Below are 18,650 nucleotides of genomic sequence, written 5' to 3' on the forward strand. Positions count from 1 at the left end.
AGACGAAGGGGCCCGGGCGCGGATTTTCATCCGTACCCGGGCCCCTCACCCGTTCCGTCGGCCGGAGTCCGGCCGGGCCTAAGGCGCTCACGTCGTACGACGCCGCCGCGCCCCCGGTCGCCGCTCGCTCGGCCGGAACACCGTCTCGCCGGCCTCCTTGGCCGCCTCGCGGCGCGCCGCACCGTACTCGGCGAGGGCCTCCGCCAGCTTCGACACCGACGGCTCCGGGGACAGGACGTCCACGCGCAGCCCGTGCTCCTCCGCCGTCTTGGCCGTCGCCGGCCCGATACAGGCGATGACGGTCACGTTGTGCGGCTTCCCGGCGATCCCGACCAGGTTGCGGACGGTGGACGAGGACGTGAAGAGAACGGCGTCGAAGCCGCCGCCCTTGATCGCCTCGCGCGTGTCCGCCGGCGGCGGCGACGCGCGCACCGTCCGGTAGGCGGTGACGTCGTCGACCTCCCACCCGAGCTCGATCAGCCCGGCGACCAGCGTCTCGGTCGCGATGTCGGCGCGCGGCAGGAACACGCGGTCGATCGGGTCGAAGACCGGGTCGTACGGCGGCCAGTCGTCCAGCAGTCCGGCCGCGGACTGCTCGCCGCTGGGCACCAGGTCCGGCTTCACGCCGAACTCCACGAGCGCGGCGGCGGTCTGCTCGCCCACCGCGGCGACCTTGATGCCCGCGAAGGCGCGCGCGTCGAGCCCGTACTCCTCGAACTTCTCACGGACGGCCTTCACGGCGTTGACCGAGGTGAAGGCGATCCACTCGTAGCGGCCCGTCACCAGGCCCTTGACCGCGCGCTCCATCTGCTGAGGGGTGCGCGGCGGCTCCACGGCGATGGTCGGCACCTCGTGGGGCACCGCGCCGTAGGAACGCAGCTGGTCGGAGAGCGAAGCGGCCTGCTCCTTGGTACGAGGCACGAGCACCCGCCAGCCGAACAGCGGCTTCGACTCGAACCAGGACAGGTCCTCGCGCCGTGCGGCGGCGCTGTGCTCACCGACCACGGCTATGACGGGCCGGGCGCCCTCGGGCGAGGGGAGCACCTTGCCCTGCTTGAACACCTGGGCGATGGTGCCCAGCGTCGCGCACCAGGTCCGCTGCCGCGTGGTGGTACCGGCGACGGTCACCGTCAGCGGGGTGTCGGGCTTGCGTCCGGCGCTCACCAGCTCGGCGGCGGCCGCCGGGACGGTCTCCAGCGTCGCGGACACGACGAGGGTGCCGTCGCTCGCGCCCACCTCGCTCCAGCAGCGCGCCGAGGCGGTCTTCGCGTCGACGAACCGCACGTCCGCGCCCTGCTTGTCGCGCAGCGGGACACCGGCGTACGCGGGCACGCCCACCGCGGTCGCGACACCGGGCACCACCTCGAAGGGGATGCCGGCGGTGGCGCAGACGAGCATCTCCTCGGCGGCGTTGCCGTCGAGCCCGGGGTCGCCCGTGACGGCACGCACGACCCGCCTGCCGGAGCGTGCGGCCTCCATGACAAGATTGGCCGCGTCCCGGATCACCGGGACCCCGGCGGCCGCTGACACTTCATCAGCAATCGTCAGCTGCGGCGTGTCGACGTTCGCCCGCGCATGAGTCCGTACGACCTCGAGCACCTCGGGCTCCGCGATCAGTACGTCCGCGGCGGCGAGCGCCTCGACGGCGCGCAGCGTCAGCAGACCCGGGTCGCCCGGGCCGGCACCGAGGAAGGTGACGCGCCCGTGGGCGGCGACGGCCGGATAGGCGGAGGTGGTCGGAATTGAGGGGTTCAAAGCGATCGCTCCCCCATCAGACCGGCCGCGCCCTTGGCCAGCATCTCGTCCGCGAGTTCGCGGCCGAGCGCCATGGCCTCGTCGTACGACTGGGGCACGGGACCGGTGGTGGACAGCTGCACCAGCGTCGTGCCGTCGAGGGTTCCGACGACGCCGCGCAGGCGCATTTCATTGACAATCTCCCCGTCGGCCAGCAGATCGGCGAACGCGCCCACGGGTGCGCTGCAGCCTGCCTCCAGGGTGGCGAGCAGGGAACGCTCGGCGGTCACGGCGGCCCGGGTGTGCGGGTCGTCGAGTACTCCGAGCGCGGCGACGAGGTCCGTGTCGGACGCGAGGCACTCCACGGCCAGGGCGCCCTGGCCGGGTGCCGGCAGGACGCTGTCGACGGACAGCAGGTCGGTCGCTTCGTCACCGCGCCCGATCCGGTTCAGACCGGCGGCCGCCAGGACGACCGCGTCGAGCTCACCGTCGTGGACGAAGCCGATCCGGGTGTCGACGTTGCCGCGGATGGGCACCGTCTCGATCCGCTTGCCGAGCGACAGCGCCAGGTGGTTGAGCTGGGCGGTGCGCCGCGGCGAGCCGGTGCCGATCCGGGCACCGTCGGGCAGCTGCTCGAAGGTCAGACCGTCCCGGGCGACGAGCGCGTCCCGCGCGTCCTCGCGGCGCGGCATGGCCGCGATCACGAGGTCGTCGGGCTGCGCGGTCGGCAGGTCCTTCAGCGAGTGCACGGCGAAGTCGACCTCTCCGCGCAGCAGCGCGTCGCGCAGGGCGGTGACGAACACGCCCGTCCCGCCGATCTGCGAGAGGTGCTCGCGCGAGACGTCGCCGTAGGTCGTGATCTCCACGAGCTCGACGGCGCGGCCGGTGACGGCCCGTACCGCGTCGGCGACGTGCCCCGACTGGGACATGGCCAGCTTGCTCCGCCGCGTACCGAGCCGCAGCGGCTGGTCGGGACGTGTGTTCATGATGCCCGTCCTGGGTCGTCGTCGTTCATCGGATCGGCCGCGTCCGCCCGGCTGACGGAAGCAACCGTCTGAGGGTCGAGGTCGAAGAGTTCGCGCAGCGCTTCCGCGTACCCGGCGCCGCCGGGCTCGCTCGCGAGCTGCTTGACGCGCACGGTCGGCGCGTGGAGGAGCTTGTCCACGACGCGGCGTACGGTCTGGGTCACCTCGGCGCGCTGCCGTTCGTCGAGGTCGGGCACGCGCCCGTCGAGCCGCGCCACTTCCATGGCCACGACCTCGGCCGCCATGGCGCGCAGGGCGACGACGGTGGGCGTGATGTGGGCGGCTCGCTGCGCCGCCCCGAAGGCCGCCACTTCCTGGGCGACTATCGCGCGTACGGCGTCGACGTCGGCCGCCATCGGGGCGTCGGCGGACGCCTCCGCGAGCGACTCGATGTCCACGAGCCGGACGCCCGGGATCCGGTGCACGGCCGCGTCGATGTCCCGGGGCATGGCCAGGTCGAGCAGCGCGAGCCGGACGGTGGTCTCGTGGGCCTGTGTACGGGTGCTCCTGCGGGGCTGCCGCTGTGCGGCGGCCTCGCCCTGGTCGGCCCAGGTCCCGTGCAGTTCGAGGGAGTTGGCGTCGACCCCGGTCAGCGCGGAGCGCCCGTCCGGCCCGACGGGACACCCGTCGGCCACGGCCTCCACGGGCGTACTGATGGTCCGGGTCGCACCCGCGTCGGCGAGTCGGCCGCCCGCCTCGGCGGCGGCAACCAGCCGCGCCAGCACCTCGGCATCCTGCCCCGCCAGATCCAGCCCCGCCGGCGTTCGAGGCGCGGGGGTCCGGGGGCGGAGCCCCTGGGGGGCCTGGGGCGCAGCCCCGGCCCCTTCCTGCTCGGCCGGCGCAAGCCCACCGGCGCCCCAGGACACGGCGGCCAGCACGTCGTCGGCGGTCAGCACGAGCCCGGTGGCCCCCGTGCAGGACACGACCACGTCGACTCGTGTCAGCTCATCGGGCACCCGAGCCATCGGGACGGCCACCGCCGCGACCCCGGTGCCCGAGGCAACCAGAATCTCCGCAAGCCGCTCCGCCCGGTCGGCGGTCCGGTTCGCCACGACGATCTCGGCGACCCCGACCCGCGCCAGCGTCGCCGCGGCCAGCGAGGACATCGACCCGGCGCCGATGACCAGCGCCCGCTTGCCCGCGGCCCACTCGGCCACCGGCGTCCGCACGGCGAGCTGCTCCAGCCCGAAGGTCACCAGCGACTGGCCGGCCCGGTCGATCCCGGTCTCGGAGTGCGCCCGCTTGCCGACCCGCAGCGCCTGCTGGAACAGGTCGTTGATCAGCCGCCCGGCGGTGTGGAGCTCCTGCCCCAGCGCCAGCGCGTCCTTGATCTGGCCGAGGATCTGTCCCTCGCCCACGACCATCGAGTCCAGGCCGCACGCCACCGAGAACAGGTGGTGCACCGCCCGGTCCTCGTAGTGCACGTACAGGTAGGGGGTGAGCTCCTCCAGCGCGACGCCGCTGTGCTGCGCGAGCAGCGTGGACAGCTCGGCGACACCGGCGTGGAACTTGTCCACGTCCGCGTACAGCTCGATCCGGTTGCAGGTGGCCAGCACGGTCGCCTCGGTCGCCGGTTCGGCGGCGAGGGTGTCGTGCAGCAGCTTCACCTTGGCATCGGCGGACAGCGAGGCCCGCTCCAGCACGCTCACGGGTGCGCTGCGGTGGCTCAGCCCTACGACGAGCAGACTCATGCCGGCATCACCGCCGGCACGTCACCCTCGGGCCCGCCCTTGCGCTGCTCGGCGGCGGTCCGCCCGGCCGGCGGCACCACGGCCGCGGCGGGGGCGGCGCCGCCCACGGAGGAGCCGCCGGCGGCAGCGGCGGCCGCTTCCTCACCGGCCTTGCGCTGCTCGTGGAAGGCGAGGATCTGGAGCTCGATGGAGAGGTCGACCTTGCGCACGTCCACGCCCTCGGGCACGGACAGCACGGTGGGCGCGAAGTTCAGGATGGAGGTGACGCCGGCCGCGATCAGCCGCTCGCTGACCTGCTGGGCCGCACCGGCGGGCGTCGCGATGACACCGATCGAGACGCCGTTCTCCTCGATGATCTTCTCCAGATCATCGGTGTGCTGGACGGACATGCCGGCGACCGGCTTGCCGGCCATGGCCGGGTCGGCGTCGATGAGGGCCGCGACGCGGAATCCGCGCGCGGAGAAGCCGCCGTAGTTGGCGAGGGCGGCGCCGAGGTTACCGATCCCGACGATGACGACCGGCCAGTCCTGGGTCAGGCCGAGCTCGCGGGAGATCTGGTAGACGAGGTACTCGACGTCGTAGCCGACGCCGCGGGTCCCGTAGGAACCGAGGTACGAGAAGTCCTTGCGCAGCTTCGCGGAGTTGACTCCGGCGGCGGCCGCGAGCTCCTCGGAGGACACCGTGGGCACCGATCGCTCGGAGAGCGCGGTGAGGGCACGCAAGTACAGCGGAAGCCGGGCGACAGTGGCCTCGGGAATACCTCGGCTGCGCGTCGCCGGTCGGTGAGTTCGGCCAGTTGCCACGATGCTCCTGCGGGATGAGCGGGGCTGCAGGCGGCCACTTGTCCCAGGACCGCCCCGTCGACAGCAGGCTATGCCTTTGTGAACGCGTGCACAAAGATTGTGTCCGCTTTGTCCGTCCAAAGTGACCGGGGTCACGCGACTTCGGCACGTAAAGCCGGAACCATCGGCACGTCGAACCCGTTCAAATCCCAAAGGGGGCAAAACCGTGCACACTCCTCACAGATACGCCCCCGAGACCCCATAAATCGCCCATGATGGTAACCGGGAAGAGGGTCAGGCCTCCAACGCCCGCCGGAGCCGGTCGGGGTTCACCCTCCAGAAGGTGTGCTGCTCGCCGTCCACGAGCACGACCGGAATCTGCTCCCAGTGCAGCCGGTAGAGCTCCTCGTCCTGCGAGATGTCCTTCTTCTCCCACTGCGCACCCGTCTCGGCGCACACCTTCGCCACCACCTCCTCCGCCTCGTCGCACAGGTGGCACCCCGGCTTGCCGATGAGCGTCACCGTCCGCTCGCCGGGCTGCTTCTTTTCCTTACGGCGCAACAAAGGGCTCATGCCACCCATTCTCCCGCGCCCTCACGTAACAGCAGCGCCCCGAAGAGTTCACGCCTCCGCATCCCATCGGTTCGGGAACTCCCGAACACAGTGGCTATGCTCGCGTCATGGCCGCTCTCGGATGGCTCCCCCCTCGTCGGCGCTCCGCCACCGCACGCAGCGTGCTGGCGGGCGAGGCCTCGGCCGAGGCCGCCCGCAAGACCGCTCTGGCCGAGGCCCCGGCGTTCCCCGAACCAGAAACGGAACCGGAAGCCCTCGCCGAAGAGGGCCCGGACCGGACCCCGGACGAGCCCGTCTTCCCGGTCGCCGGCGACGATCTCGCCGCCGCCTTCTTCGACCTCGACAACACCGTCATGCAGGGCGCCGCGATCTTCCACTTCGGCCGCGGCCTCTACAAGCGCGAGTTCTTCCGGCGCCGCGAGCTCGCCCGCTTCGCCTGGCAGCAGGCCTGGTTCCGGCTCGCCGGGGTCGAGGACCCCGAGCACATGCAGGACGCCCGCGACAGCGCCCTGTCCATCGTCAAGGGCCACAAGGTCTCCGAGCTGATGGCGATCGGCGAGGAGATCTACGACGAGTACATGGCCGAGCGGATCTGGCCGGGCACCCGCGCCCTGGCCCAGGCCCACCTCGACGCCGGCCAGAAGGTGTGGCTGGTCACGGCCGCCCCCGTGGAGACGGCCACCATCATCGCCCGCCGCCTCGGCCTGACCGGGGCCCTGGGCACCGTCGCCGAGTCCGTCGACGGGATCTACACCGGCCGCCTGGTCGGCGAGCCCCTGCACGGCCCCGCGAAGGCGGAGGCGGTCCGCGCCCTGGCCGCCGCCGAGGGACTCGACCTCGAACGCTGCGCCGCGTACAGCGATTCGCACAACGACATCCCGATGCTGTCACTGGTCGGACATCCGTACGCGATCAATCCCGACACAAAACTGCGCAAGCATGCCCGCACCAACGACTGGCGGCTGCGCGACTATCGGACCGGCCGCAAGGCCGTGAAGGTCGGCGTCCCGGCAGCCGCCGGCGTCGGCGCGATCGCGGGCGGCGCGGCCGCGGCCATCGCCCTGCACCGCCGCCGCAAGTAACAACACCAGGCCCGGGGCCCACGCGCCCCGGGCACGCCCGGACCAGGGCCCGGCACCGGGCATTCGCTCACCTCTACCCGCGCCTGCGGCGCGGCACTCCGGCATGCCCGAGTCGGTCGCGGGACCCCTTGGAAGCGTCCATTCCGCGTATCCAAGTGATCAAGAATCGATCACCAACTGCGACCGAATATGCCCTCGACACGCAACAGAAGTGTCGGAACCGGTGATTTGAGCAACTGGGTGTAGTGCTGCCTGTACGAAGCGTTATTCTCCTCAAACGCATGCCACCGGCCATCTGTCGCCACGACGGGTGAACGGTCCCGCACTGCACGTGATGGAAGCTCTGCCTCTGGGAGTCCCGTGTACCCACCTGTCGGGGTTGACGCCTCGGGCCTGGCTCAGCTGCGCGCAACGGTCCTCGACCACCTGCGCGGCTTCGTCCCCACCGCGTACGCCGTCCCCGCCTTCGCCGCCGCAGTCCCTGCCGGCTTCGGCCCGGCCGGTCCTTGCTATGCCCTGACCGACGGCGGCGCGACGGTGGGCAGACGAGGTCGCGCCGCCGGCGGCTCGAACGCCGCCGGCACCGGCACCCAGGCCACCACCCACCGCCGCCCCACCGCGGACAGCGACCAGGCCCGCATGATGGACCTGGTCGAACGCGCCCAGGCGGGCGAGGCCGAGGCCTTCGGCCGCCTCTACGACCAGTACAGCGACACGGTCTACCGGTACATCTACTACCGCGTCGGCGGTAAGGCGACCGCGGAGGACCTCACCAGCGAGACGTTCCTGCGCGCGCTGCGCCGGATCTCCACCTTCACCTGGCAGGGCCGCGACTTCGGCGCCTGGCTCGTGACGATCGCCCGCAACCTGGTGGCGGACCACTTCAAGTCCAGCCGCTTCCGGCTGGAGGTCACCACCGGCGAGATGCTCGACGCGAACGAGGTCGAGCGCAGCCCCGAGGACTCCGTCCTGGAGTCCCTCTCCAACGCGGCCCTGCTGGAGGCCGTGCGCAAGCTCAATCCACAGCAGCAGGAGTGCGTGACCCTGCGCTTCCTGCAGGGCCTCTCGGTCGCCGAGACGGCCCGGGTGATGGGGAAGAACGAAGGCGCCATCAAGACGCTGCAGTACCGGGCGGTGCGCACCCTGGCCCGCCTCCTCCCCGAAGACGCCCGCTGACCCTCCGACACCACACAACCTCACATTCGGTGACCCCTCGATGACGCTGTGGTCAGATCATCCTTCGTCCGTAACCCAAGTGCCGCGACGCTCGTTGTGCGGAATGCAGGCTCCCTGTGGACACGCTTTGCCCGAAGCCGCTCACTCGAAAGTGTGGATGCGCTCAAGGAAGGCAACCTTCCGGACACCTTGGGGAGTCGATCGTCATGACGAGAGGAGGTGCCGCCAGTGATCGCGAACGTGACCCCGCACCGGCGGGCGAACGCCTTCGCCCAGGCCCTGGAGGATCGGACCCCGTCCGACCTTCCAGATCCGGACTCGGCGGCCGAGCAGTCCGAGGCACCTGCCGAACCTGCCGACCACGACCGGCTGTTGGCCCTGGCGAGCGTGCTCGGCGAAAGAATGCCGCGCCCAGTGCTGGACCCCGAGGTCAAAGTGGTGCAACGAGCCCAGCTCATTGCCGCCATGGAGACCATGGTGCTGGAGGAGAGGGCCGGGGGCGGTGCCGCCTCGGACCCTCAGGTGCCCGAACAGCGGACCGGCCGCGGCGCCCACCGGGCGACCCCGCTCCGGAAATTGCGGCCCCGCTCCCGCTGGTCCAAGGGCATCGCAGCGGGCGGCCTCACCGTGGGTGTGGCCGCCGGGGCCTTCAGCGGAGTGGCCGCTGCCAGTTCCGACGCCCTGCCCGGTGACCACCTCTACCCCGTGAAGCGGGGCATGGAGGACCTGAAGCTGGGGATGGCCGACGACGACTCGGACCGGGGCGAGCTCTATCTCGACCAGGCCTCGAACCGCCTGTCGGAAGCCCGCCGGCTGATGGAACGAGGTCGGCTGGGCGACCTGGACCACGAGTCCCTGGGCGCCATCCGCCGCGCCCTGGCGGGCGTGAAGCACGACGCGGAGGAAGGCCACCGCCTCCTCCAGGCCGCGTACGAACGGGACGGCTCGCTCGGCCCGATCCAGAAGCTGTCGTCGTTCTCCCGCTCCCACCGCGACGCCTGGGGCAAGCTCCGCGAGAAGCTCCCGGCGCAGCTCACGGACGTGGGCGGTGAGGTGGAGTCGGTCTTCCAGGCCATAGACGAAGACGTGGCGCCGCTGCAGAGCCTGCTCCCCAAGCCACCGGAGCAGCCCCGTGGCACCGGAGGCACCCCCGGATCGTCCGCCAAGCCGGGCGGCACCCCCAGCGGCGGTGGCCACCCGTCCGCCCCGGCCGCCGGGACGCCGTCCGGCAGCCCCCCGGCGCCGTCCCCCTCGGGCAGCTCCCGGCCCCCCGCCGGCGGCCTCCTCGGCGGTACGGGCGACCTGCTCAACCCGCCCGCGGGACAGTCGGCCCCGCCCCCCTCGGGCACGCCGGAGAACCCGAAGCCGGACATCACCATCCCGCCCCTGCTCCCGGGACTCCTCCCGGGCCTGGGCCTGGGCGCGGAGGACGCCGAGTAACAGGAAGGGCGGGGCTGCCGAGGCAGCCCCGCCCTTCCTGTTCGGTCTCGTCAGAAGAACACGGACCGCCGCTGCACGAGCAGCTTGTACAGCGTGTGCTGGATCTGCTCCCGCACCTGGTCCGTCAGGTTGAACATCAGCATCGGGTCCTCCGCCGCCTCCGCGGCGTACCCGTCCGTCGGGATCGGCTCCCCGAACTGGATCGTCCACTTCGTCGGCAACGGCACCGCACCCAGCGGACCCAGCCACGGGAACGTCGGCGTGATCGGGAAGTACGGGACCCCCAGCAGCCGTGCCAGCGTCTTCGCGTTGCCGACCATGGGGTAGATCTCCTCCGCCCCCACGATCGAGCACGGCACGATCGGCGTCCCCGCCCGCAGCGCCGTCGACACGAACCCGCCGCGCCCGAACCGCTGCAGCTTGTACCGGTCCCCGAACGGCTTCCCTATCCCCTTGAAGCCCTCCGGCATCACACCGACCAGCTCCCCGGCCTCCAGCAGCCGCTGTGCGTCCTCCGCGCACGCCAGGGTGTGCCCCGCCTTGCGGGCCAGCTCGTTGACCACCGGCAGCATGAACACCAGGTCCGCCGCCAGCAGCCGCAGGTGCCGCTCGGCCGGGTGGTGGTCGTGCACGGCGACCTGCAGCATCAGCCCGTCGAGCGGCAGCGTCCCGGAGTGGTTCGCCACGATCAGCGCACCGCCCTCCGCCGGGATGTTCTCGATGCCCTTGACCTCGACCCGGAAGTACTTGTCGTACAGCGGCCGCATCAAGGACATCAGGACCTGGTCCGTCAGTTCCTTGTCGTAGCCGAAGTCGTCGACCTCGTAGTCCCCGGTGACCCGTCGCCGCAGGAACGCCAGCCCGCCGGCGATCCGCCGGTCCCAGCTGTCGCCGGGCGCCGCCGCGGGCGCGGGCTCAGGCGTGGTCTCGGGAGCCGCCGACGGCTCCCCCACCGGCTCGGCTGCGGGCACCGCCCGCACCCGGCGGGGGATCCGCCGCCGGGGCCGGTCCTCGTCGAACGGAATGACCTTGGCGTCCGCCACTATCGCTTCGCTCCTTCAGCCGCGTAGGCGTCGTCCTCGAGCCCGTCGAGCCCGTCTGCGTCCAGCATGGCCGCCACCCGGTCCACGATCCGTCCGACCCGCTCCGGCGGCAGCAGCCCGGTCCCCCGGCTCCGCGCGAAGTCCGCGAAGGTCTCAGCGGTCGTGTAGAGGGGTTCAAAGCCGAGCACCTCACGCATCTGCGTGGTCTCCACGACCCGGCCATGGGTGAGCAGCCTTATCTGCTCCGGCGAGAAGTCACTGGCCCCGACCGTCCGCAGCGCGGCGCCCACCCAGTTCAGCGCGGGCAGCAGCAGCGGCAGCGTGGGCCGCCCGAGCCGGCGCGAGCACTGCGACAGCAGCAGTACTCCGTCGCCCGCGATGTTGAACGTCCCGCTGTTCAGCGTCCCGCGCCTGGGCTCCCGCGCCGCCAGCCGCAGCACTTCGAGGACGTCGTCCTCGTGGACGAACTGCAGCCGCGGGTCGTACCCCAGCACGGTCGGCATCACCGGGATCGAGAAGTACTCGGCGAGCGCCGAATCCGCGAAGGGCCCCAGGATGTTCGCGAACCGCAGGACGCACACCGCGACGTCCGGCCGCCTGCGCGCGAAGCCCCGTACGTAGCCCTCGACCTCGGCGGCGTCCTTGGCGAAGCCGCCCGCCGGGAGGGATTTCGGCTCCGTGGTCTCGGTGAAGACGGCCGGGTCCCGGGGGGTGCCACCGTAGACGCTGGTACTGGACTTCACCACGAGCCGTCGTACCGTCGGCGACTTCTGGCAGGCCCCGAGGAGCTGCATGGTGCCGATGACGTTCGTTTCCTTGACGGTGCTGTGCGCACCGCCCGTTCCCGCACTGCCTCCGGTGACCGCAAGATGGACCACCGTGTCCACGGCGTGCTCGGCCAGCACTCTGGCGATCGCCGACTGTCTGATGTCCGTACGGACGAACTCCGCCGATCCGAGCCGGTGCGGCGGTGTCATCGCGTCCACCGCGATCACCCGCTCGACGTCCGGGTCACGCTGGATCCGGCGCACGAAGCGGCCGCCCAACTGCCGGGCAGCCCCGGTGACGAGTACGACCTTCCCCACGAGCTCAGCGCCTCCCTCGAAGAAGTCCCCCGGCTGCACCGCAGCCCCTCCACCAGGATGGTGGAGGGGCTGCGGAGAACACGTACAGCTGCCGTTTACTTCTTGTTACGGCGCTGGACGCGGGTGCGCTTGAGCAGCTTGCGGTGCTTCTTCTTAGCCATCCGCTTGCGCCGCTTCTTGATAACAGAGCCCACGACTACCCTCGCTCACTTCTCTTCACTGGTGCGGGGCGTCTGGGCCCACACGACCTACGTCGGCCTAGCCTACCCGCCCGAGCTCTGAGCTTGTAATCCGAGCGCTTCCGCGTCGTAGCCAGGGGCGTCCCGAGCCTCAGTCTCAGGCCGACTCCACCCCCACATAGGACTCTCGGAGGTACTCGTGGACCGCATTCTCGGGGACCCGGAAGGACCGGCCCACCCGGATTGCGGGCAGATGACCGTTGTGCACCAGCCGGTACACGGTCATCTTCGACACTCGCATCACCGAGGCGACCTCCGCCACGGTCAGGAACTGAACCTCACTGAGAGGCCTCTCGCCAGCAGCCATGACACACCTTGACCTTCCGCGCATGACGGGCACCGGCTTCCCCTCCGGTTACTCCTCGTCGTCGCACGCTCACTCCCCAGAGTAGGGGCGCGTGATACGAGTGGGGAAGAGGAGCTACGGCCACTCCTGCCGCCCCGTCAGACTCGCGCGGCCGAGCACGTACCGCGTGAGCGGTCGGTAGTAGTCCGCTCGCACCCCGTCATCAAGTGGAACGGCCACCGAGACCCGCCCCTCGGCCTCCCCGACGAACAGCGCGGGATCATCCGTATCCGCCAGCCCGATGGCCTTCACACCGAGCTGACCTGCGCCGCAGACCCACCCGTGGTCCCCCACCACCAGCTCCGGCAGCGGCCCGCCGGCCTCCGCGAGAGCGCCCAGCGCCACCCGAACCGGCAGCGGTGAATGGGTGTGCACGCCGGTCGCACTCCCCGGCACCCGCACGCCGGGTTCCCGCACCAGTGCGACCCCCCGTACGTATTCGATGCTGTACGTGCGTACGCCGAACCGGGTCGCCATGTCGACACTCACCCCCTGCGCCGGAGTGAGGACAACACATCCCGCCGCCGACAACGCCTCCGCCAAACCGGCGTAGAAGCCCAGGAGTCGATGCGGATGGCCCGTCCCGAACAACACCGGCGACCGCGCCCTCGCCGCCTCGCACAGCCGCCCCGCGAAGGCCTCCAGCGCGGCCACCGTCCGCTCCGGATCGATCACGTCCGGCCCGCTGACGTGCGCCGGATCCGCCGAGACCCCGCACTTGTCCGCCATCAGCCTCAGCAGATCACCCTCGCCCCACGCCCACTCCGGATCCAGCCCCAGCATCACCCGCGGATCCCGCGCCGCGAACAGCCGGTAACTGCGCAGGCTCTCCTCCCGGGAGGTGGCGACGGGCCCGGCCAACCGGGCGGCCAGCAGATGCGCACGCAGCGCGCCGGTGCTCAACACCCTCCGATGCTGCCCCAACACATCTGGCGGTTCATCAATTCCACCGAACAGCCCCACAGTTGGCGTAACGATGCATCAACTTCGCCGCCGCAGTTCCGGCCGCACGCTCAGGTCAGCATGCCGCGCAGCGGGAACACCGCCCGACGCGTGGCCAGAACGGCCTGATCCGTCCGGTCCGCCGGGTCGTAGCCCGCGTCCCAATCCGGCCACGACGGGGTCCGCCCGTCCGTCATCCGGGACGGCGCCAGCTGCCGCGTCCGCGCGTACACCTCGTCCCGCCACGAAGCGGGCACCGCCGACTCCGGATCCACCGGCCGGTGCGCGGCGATCCCCACCAGATGCGTCCACGACCGCGGAACGACGTCCACCACCGCGTACCCGCCCCCGCCCAGCGCCAGCCACCGCCCGTCCGCGTGCTCGTGCGCGAGCCGGTGACAGGCCTCCTGGACGGCCCGCTGCGCGTCCAGCGAGACCGCCAGGTGCGCCAGCGGGTCCTCGAAGTGCGTATCGGCCCCGTGCTGGGTCACCAGCACCTGCGGCCGGAAGTCCGCCAGCAGCTCCGGCACGACCGCGTGGAAGGCCCGCAGCCAGCCCGCGTCCCCCGTCCCGGCGGGCAGCGCGATGTTGACCGCCGACCCCTCCGCCCCCGGACCGCCGGTCTCCTCGGGCCAGCCGGTCTGCGGGAACAGCGTCCGCGGATGCTCGTGCATCGAAATGGTCAGCACCCGCGGGTCGTCCCAGAAGGCCGCCTGCACACCGTCCCCGTGGTGCACGTCCACGTCCACGTACGCGACCCGCTCGGCCCCCAGCTCCAGCAGCCGAGCCACCGCCAGCGAGGCGTCGTTGTAGACACAGAAACCGGCCGCCCCGCCCGGCATCGCGTGGTGCAGCCCGCCGGCGAAGTTCACCACGTGCTCGGCCTCACCGTGCCAGAGCGCCTCCGCCCCCGCCACGGACTGCCCGGCGATCAGCGCGGAGGCCTCGTGCATCCCGTGGAAGGCAGGATCGTCCAGGGTCCCCAGCCCGTACGAACCGTCCGCGCACCCCGGGTCGGCGGACACCTCGCGCACCGCGGCGACGTAGTCCTCCCGATGCACCAGCCGCAGCGTCGAATCCCCGGCCGCGGGCGCCGCCCGTACCTCCATCGCCCGGTCCAGCCCGAAGGCACGCACCAGGCCCATGGTCAGCGCCAGGCGCACCGGGTCCATCGGATGGCTCGGTCCGAAGTCATACCCCGTTACCGCCTCGTCCCACATCAACAGCCCGGTCACCGGCTCGCCGCTCATGCCGGACACCGTATCGGGCGCCCTCGGAGCCGAACGAGCGGGCTTGGAAGAGTGTCACCAGGACCAGCGCCATCGGCACCAGCATCGCGCCCCGGTAGCTCCAGGCGTCGCCGACCGCCCCGACGAGCGGAGACCCGATCAGGAAGCCGACGTAGTTGAAGATGTTGAGCCGCGCCACGGCCGTGTCGGAGGCCCCCGGGAACAGGCGCCCCGCGGCGGCGAAGGTCTGCGGCACGATCACGCACAGTCCGATCCCCAGCAGCGTGAAGCCGAGCATCCCCACCCACGCCCCCGGCGCCGCCGCCACCACGGCGAACCCGGCGGCCGCCACCAGCGTCCCGGCCCGCACCACGGCCGCCGCCCCGAACCGCCGCACGCCCAGGTCCCCCACGGCTCGCCCCACGAGGGTGGTCACCATGTACACGTTGTAGGGGACCGTCGCCATCTGCTCCGAGCTCCCGAGTACGTCCTGGAGGTACTTGGCACTCCAGTTCGCCACCGTGGAATCCCCGATGTACGCGCACGCCATCACCAGGCAGAGCGGCAGCAGCAGCGTGAAGCCGCCGGCCCCCAGCCCCTTCCCGCCGGTCTCCCCCAGGCCCGCCGGCCCGTCGACGTAGCGCCGGCTCCCCAGCAGCGCCAGCGGCAGCAGGACGACCACGGCCGGCAGATAGCTGACGAAGAGGTTCAGCTCCCAGTGCGCCCCCGCCCACGCGGCCGACGCCCCGAGGATCCCGCCGAGGCTGTACGCGGCATGGAACCCGAGCATGATGCTCCGCCCGTACGCCCGTTGCAGGCTGACCCCGAGCATGTTCATCGAGGCGTCCAGCGCACCCACCGACAACCCGAACGCCCCCAGCGCCACCGCCACGTGCCACATCTGGCCGCCGGCTCCGACGCCCAGCAGGGACAGCAGCACCAGCGGCTGCGCCCACCGCAGTACGACGCTGGGCGCCACCCGCTTCACCAGGTGCTCGGTGGCCACGCTCGACGCCCCCGCGAGGACCGGCACGGCCGCGAGGAAGGCGGGCAGCAGGCCGTCGGATATCCCGTACCGGTCCTGGATGGCCGGGATCCGCGTCACGAGCAGCGCGAAGGCGACGCCTTGCACGAAGAAACTGAACCCCAGAGCGCCGCGGCCGCGCCGCAGCCGCACATCATCCGTCATGGCGGGTCAGCGTAGGGCCACGGGCTACCCGTGGGTAGAGAGATCACATACCCAGTCCGGCCTCCAGCCCGAGCATTCCGGTGAGCTGCTTCATGTCACCGAAGTGCCCGGTGGCCCCGGGGAGGCGGTCGGCGGGCAGCATCGCCGTGAACGCGAACACGTCCATGCCCGCGGCGACGGCGGCCTGGATGCCGAGCGGACTGTCCTCGACGACCACACAGCGGGCGGGCTCCACGCCCATCTGCCGCGCCGCGTGCAGGTACAGATCGGGAGCCGGCTTCCCCTGGCCCACGTCCTGCGCGCTGAAGATCCACTCTTCCTCGAACCACCCGTCGAGCCCGGCCACCCGATGCCCGGCCCGGATCCGGTCGTGGCTCCCGGAGGAGGCCAGGCAGTACCCGACCCCTTGCGCGGTCAGCGCCCCCAGCACCTCCTCCACGCCGGGGACGGGCTTCAGGTCCTGCTCGAACGCGGCGACGGTCCGCGCGTGCAGGGTCTCGTCGAAGTCGGCCGGCAGCTGCTGCCCGGTCCGCTCGACGACGAGGTCGTGCACCCGGTGCACGGCGGCCCCCATGTAGTCGCGGACCGACTCCTCGTAGGTGGTCGGGTGCCCCAGCTCGGTCAGGTACCCGGCGAGGATGCTGTTGGCGAGCGGCTCGCTGTCCACCAGCACGCCGTCGTTGTCGAAGATGACGAGGTCGTAGCCCATACCCCCACAGTACGAACTAAAGGGACGTAGGGCCCGTCTCGCCGGGCCGCCGACGACGCGTCACCGGGCTGCTGCGGCCATTCGGACGACAGACGGAAGGCCGCGAGCAGGGCCGCCGGCCCCTGAACGCAGAAAAGCCCCGCACCATAAGGTGCGGGGCTTTCCCACAATGATTGTTCGGCGGCGTCCTACTCTCCCACAGGGTCCCCCCTGCAGTACCATCGGCGCTGAAAGGCTTAGCTTCCGGGTTCGGAATGTAACCGGGCGTTTCCCTAACGCTATGACCACCGAAACACTATGAAATTTGAACGCTGGCATGAACACAGCTGTTCGTTATTTCAGAACTAACACAGTGGACGCGAGCAACTGAGGACAAGCCCTCGGCCTATTAGTACCAGTCAGCTTCACCCGTTACCGGGCTTCCACATCTGGCCTATCAACCCAGTCGTCTACTGGGAGCCTTACCCTCTCAAGGAGGTGGGAATACTCATCTTGAAGCAGGCTTCCCGCTTAGATGCTTTCAGCGGTTATCCCTCCCGAACGTAGCCAACCAGCCATGCCCTTGGCAGGACAACTGGCACACCAGAGGTTCGTCCGTCCCGGTCCTCTCGTACTAGGGACAGCCCTTCTCAATATTCCTACGCGCACAGCGGATAGGGACCGAACTGTCTCACGACGTTCTAAACCCAGCTCGCGTACCGCTTTAATGGGCGAACAGCCCAACCCTTGGGACCGACTCCAGCCCCAGGATGCGACGAGCCGACATCGAGGTGCCAAACCATCCCGTCGATATGGACTCTTGGGGAAGATCAGCCTGTTATCCCCGGGGTACCTTTTATCCGTTGAGCGACGGCGCTTCCACAAGCCACCGCCGGATCACTAGTCCCGACTTTCGTCCCTGCTCGACCCGTCGGTCTCACAGTCAAGCTCCCTTGTGCACTTACACTCAACACCTGATTGCCAACCAGGCTGAGGGAACCTTTGGGCGCCTCCGTTACCCTTTGGGAGGCAACCGCCCCAGTTAAACTACCCATCAGACACTGTCCCTGATCCGGATCACGGACCGAGGTTAGACATCCAGCACGACCAGAGTGGTATTTCAACGGCGACTCCACAACCACTGGCGTGGCTGCTTCAAAGTCTCCCACCTATCCTACACAAGCCGAACCGAACACCAATATCAAACTGTAGTAAAGGTCCCGGGGTCTTTCCGTCCTGCTGCGCGAAACGAGCATCTTTACTCGTAGTGCAATTTCACCGGGCCTATGGTTGAGACAGTCGAGAAGTCGTTACGCCATTCGTGCAGGTCGGAACTTACCCGACAAGGAATTTCGCTACCTTAGGATGGTTATAGTTACCACCGCCGTTTACTGGCGCTTAAGTTCTCAGCTTCGCAACCCCGAAAGGTCACTAACCGGTCCCCTTAACGTTCCAGCACCGGGCAGGCGTCAGTCCGTATACATCGCCTTACGGCTTCGCACGGACCTGTGTTTTTAGTAAACAGTCGCTTCTCGCTGGTCTCTGCGGCCACCCCCAGCTCACGGAGCAAGTCCGATCACCAGTGATGGCCCCCCTTCTCCCGAAGTTACGGGGGCATTTTGCCGAGTTCCTTAACCATAGTTCACCCGAACGCCTCGGTATTCTCTACCTGACCACCTGAGTCGGTTTAGGGTACGGGCCGCCATGAAACTCGCTAGAGGCTTTTCTCGACAGCATAGGATCATCCACTTCACCACAATCGGCTCGGCATCAGGTCTCAGCCTTAATGAGGGACGGATTTGCCTACCCCTCGGCCTACACCCTTACCCCGGGACTACCACCGCCCGGGCTGGACTACCTTCCTGCGTCACCCCATCGCTTACCTACTACAAGTCTGGTTCGTCGGCTCCACCACTTTCCTTTCCCCGAAGGGTCCGGAACGGCTTCACGGACTTAGCATCGCCTGATTCGATATTGGGCGTTTCAAAGCGGGTACCGGAATATCAACCGGTTGTCCATCGACTACGCCTGTCGGCCTCGCCTTAGGTCCCGACTTACCCTGGGCAGATCAGCTTGACCCAGGAACCCTTAGTCAATCGGCGCACACGTTTCTCACGTGTGTATCGCTACTCATGCCTGCATTCTCACTCGTGAACCGTCCACAACTAGCTTCCGCTGCTGCTTCACCCGGCACACGACGCTCCCCTACCCATCACAGCGGGCGTTGGCCCTATTGCTGCAATGACACGACTTCGGCGGTACGCTTGAGCCCCGCTACATTGTCGGCGCGGAATCACTTGACCAGTGAGCTATTACGCACTCTTTCAAGGGTGGCTGCTTCTAAGCCAACCTCCTGGTTGTCTCTGCGACTCCACATCCTTTCCCA

At 69.8% G+C, this 18,650-nt stretch carries 16 protein-coding genes and 2 rRNA genes (1 of these 18 cut by a window edge); 3 read left to right on the forward strand and 15 right to left on the reverse strand.

Going from position 1 to position 18,650, the window contains the following annotated elements; genetic code table 11:
• Nucleotides 1-87: 87 nt before the first annotated feature.
• The 5 genes from KO717_RS15955 to KO717_RS15975 all read right to left on the reverse strand — a co-directional run bounded on the left by KO717_RS15955 (nucleotide 88) and on the right by KO717_RS15975 (nucleotide 5,814).
• Nucleotides 88-1,755: a bifunctional uroporphyrinogen-III C-methyltransferase/uroporphyrinogen-III synthase gene (locus KO717_RS15955; protein WP_301368099.1), complete on the reverse strand. Its 1,668-nt coding sequence runs from the start codon at nucleotides 1,753-1,755 to the stop codon at nucleotides 88-90.
• Nucleotides 1,752-2,720, reverse strand: coding sequence for a hydroxymethylbilane synthase (hemC, locus tag KO717_RS15960; protein WP_301368100.1), 969 nt, complete (start codon nucleotides 2,718-2,720; stop codon nucleotides 1,752-1,754). Before hemC ends, KO717_RS15955 begins: the two co-directional genes overlap by 4 nt.
• Entirely contained in the window at nucleotides 2,717-4,450 is a 1,734-nt protein-coding gene (locus tag KO717_RS15965; protein WP_301368101.1) for a glutamyl-tRNA reductase, read from the reverse strand. Before KO717_RS15965 ends, hemC begins: the two co-directional genes overlap by 4 nt.
• Nucleotides 4,447-5,253: a redox-sensing transcriptional repressor Rex gene (locus tag KO717_RS15970; RefSeq protein ID WP_301368102.1), complete on the reverse strand. Its 807-nt coding sequence runs from the start codon at nucleotides 5,251-5,253 to the stop codon at nucleotides 4,447-4,449. Before KO717_RS15970 ends, KO717_RS15965 begins: the two co-directional genes overlap by 4 nt.
• 273 nt (nucleotides 5,254-5,526) lie before the next feature.
• A complete protein-coding gene (locus KO717_RS15975; protein ID WP_301368103.1) occupies nucleotides 5,527-5,814 on the reverse strand; it encodes a glutaredoxin family protein in 288 nt (95 codons plus the stop codon).
• Between the two features lie 98 nt (nucleotides 5,815-5,912).
• Between KO717_RS15975 and KO717_RS15980 the strand changes: the two genes are divergently transcribed.
• From KO717_RS15980 to KO717_RS15990, 3 genes are all read left to right on the forward strand, one after another.
• The gene (locus tag KO717_RS15980) at nucleotides 5,913-6,887 is read left to right on the forward strand and encodes an HAD family hydrolase (protein WP_301368104.1); all 975 of its coding nucleotides are present in this window, start codon (nucleotides 5,913-5,915) and stop codon (nucleotides 6,885-6,887) included.
• Between the two features lie 360 nt (nucleotides 6,888-7,247).
• Nucleotides 7,248-8,063 (forward strand): ECF subfamily RNA polymerase sigma factor, BldN family, encoded by an 816-nt coding sequence (locus KO717_RS15985; protein ID WP_030757828.1) that lies wholly within the window; start codon nucleotides 7,248-7,250, stop codon nucleotides 8,061-8,063.
• 228 nt (nucleotides 8,064-8,291) lie between these two features.
• Complete coding sequence (locus tag KO717_RS15990) at nucleotides 8,292-9,503, forward strand: DUF5667 domain-containing protein (RefSeq protein ID WP_301368105.1); 1,212 nt, start codon at nucleotides 8,292-8,294, stop codon at nucleotides 9,501-9,503.
• Nucleotides 9,504-9,553: 50 nt separating this feature from the next.
• Here the strand turns inward: KO717_RS15990 and KO717_RS15995 are convergent, their stop codons facing one another.
• From KO717_RS15995 to KO717_RS16040, 10 genes are all read right to left on the reverse strand, one after another.
• On the reverse strand, nucleotides 9,554-10,546 hold the full coding sequence (locus tag KO717_RS15995) for a lysophospholipid acyltransferase family protein (RefSeq protein ID WP_301368106.1): 993 nt from the start codon (nucleotides 10,544-10,546) through the stop codon (nucleotides 9,554-9,556).
• Complete coding sequence (locus tag KO717_RS16000; RefSeq protein ID WP_301368107.1) at nucleotides 10,546-11,631, reverse strand: NAD-dependent epimerase/dehydratase family protein; 1,086 nt, start codon at nucleotides 11,629-11,631, stop codon at nucleotides 10,546-10,548. The genes KO717_RS15995 and KO717_RS16000 overlap by 1 nt, the downstream gene beginning before the upstream one ends.
• Before the next feature lie 95 nt (nucleotides 11,632-11,726).
• Nucleotides 11,727-11,825, reverse strand: a complete 99-nt coding sequence (locus KO717_RS16005; protein ID WP_003948845.1) for a 30S ribosomal protein bS22 — start codon at nucleotides 11,823-11,825, stop codon at nucleotides 11,727-11,729.
• Nucleotides 11,826-11,967: 142 nt separating this feature from the next.
• Nucleotides 11,968-12,177 (reverse strand): helix-turn-helix domain-containing protein, encoded by a 210-nt coding sequence (locus KO717_RS16010; protein WP_008738568.1) that lies wholly within the window; start codon nucleotides 12,175-12,177, stop codon nucleotides 11,968-11,970.
• Between the two features lie 114 nt (nucleotides 12,178-12,291).
• Nucleotides 12,292-13,122 (reverse strand): phosphatase, encoded by an 831-nt coding sequence (locus tag KO717_RS16015; protein WP_301374554.1) that lies wholly within the window; start codon nucleotides 13,120-13,122, stop codon nucleotides 12,292-12,294.
• A gap of 107 nt (nucleotides 13,123-13,229) precedes the next feature.
• Nucleotides 13,230-14,378 (reverse strand): acetoin utilization protein AcuC, encoded by a 1,149-nt coding sequence (locus KO717_RS16020; RefSeq protein ID WP_301374556.1) that lies wholly within the window; start codon nucleotides 14,376-14,378, stop codon nucleotides 13,230-13,232.
• Complete coding sequence (locus tag KO717_RS16025) at nucleotides 14,350-15,576, reverse strand: MFS transporter (RefSeq protein WP_301368210.1); 1,227 nt, start codon at nucleotides 15,574-15,576, stop codon at nucleotides 14,350-14,352. The genes KO717_RS16020 and KO717_RS16025 overlap by 29 nt, the downstream gene beginning before the upstream one ends.
• Nucleotides 15,577-15,619: 43 nt before the next feature.
• Nucleotides 15,620-16,285 (reverse strand): HAD family hydrolase, encoded by a 666-nt coding sequence (locus KO717_RS16030; RefSeq protein ID WP_301368212.1) that lies wholly within the window; start codon nucleotides 16,283-16,285, stop codon nucleotides 15,620-15,622.
• Between the two features lie 175 nt (nucleotides 16,286-16,460).
• Nucleotides 16,461-16,577: ribosomal RNA gene (gene rrf / locus KO717_RS16035) — 5S ribosomal RNA — on the reverse strand.
• Between the two features lie 76 nt (nucleotides 16,578-16,653).
• Nucleotides 16,654-18,650, reverse strand: a 23S ribosomal RNA gene (locus KO717_RS16040); it runs 1,126 nt beyond the window's last position.

The organism is Streptomyces xanthophaeus, from assembly GCF_030440515.1.
GTDB classification, from domain to species: domain Bacteria; phylum Actinomycetota; class Actinomycetes; order Streptomycetales; family Streptomycetaceae; genus Streptomyces; species Streptomyces kutzneri.

Coding starts and splice junctions, on each gene's coding strand:
- KO717_RS16030 (WP_301368212.1), bottom strand. CDS start 16,285: ATGGGCTACGACCTCGTCATCTTCGACAACGACGGCGTGCTGGTGGAC.
- KO717_RS15980 (WP_301368104.1), top strand. CDS start 5,913: ATGGCCGCTCTCGGATGGCTCCCCCCTCGTCGGCGCTCCGCCACCGCA.
- KO717_RS16010 (WP_008738568.1), bottom strand. CDS start 12,177: ATGGCTGCTGGCGAGAGGCCTCTCAGTGAGGTTCAGTTCCTGACCGTG.
- KO717_RS15965 (WP_301368101.1), bottom strand. CDS start 4,450: ATGAGTCTGCTCGTCGTAGGGCTGAGCCACCGCAGCGCACCCGTGAGC.
- hemC (WP_301368100.1), bottom strand. CDS start 2,720: ATGAACACACGTCCCGACCAGCCGCTGCGGCTCGGTACGCGGCGGAGC.
- KO717_RS16020 (WP_301374556.1), bottom strand. CDS start 14,378: ATGTGGGACGAGGCGGTAACGGGGTATGACTTCGGACCGAGCCATCCG.
- KO717_RS15975 (WP_301368103.1), bottom strand. CDS start 5,814: ATGGGTGGCATGAGCCCTTTGTTGCGCCGTAAGGAAAAGAAGCAGCCC.
- KO717_RS16025 (WP_301368210.1), bottom strand. CDS start 15,576: ATGACGGATGATGTGCGGCTGCGGCGCGGCCGCGGCGCTCTGGGGTTC.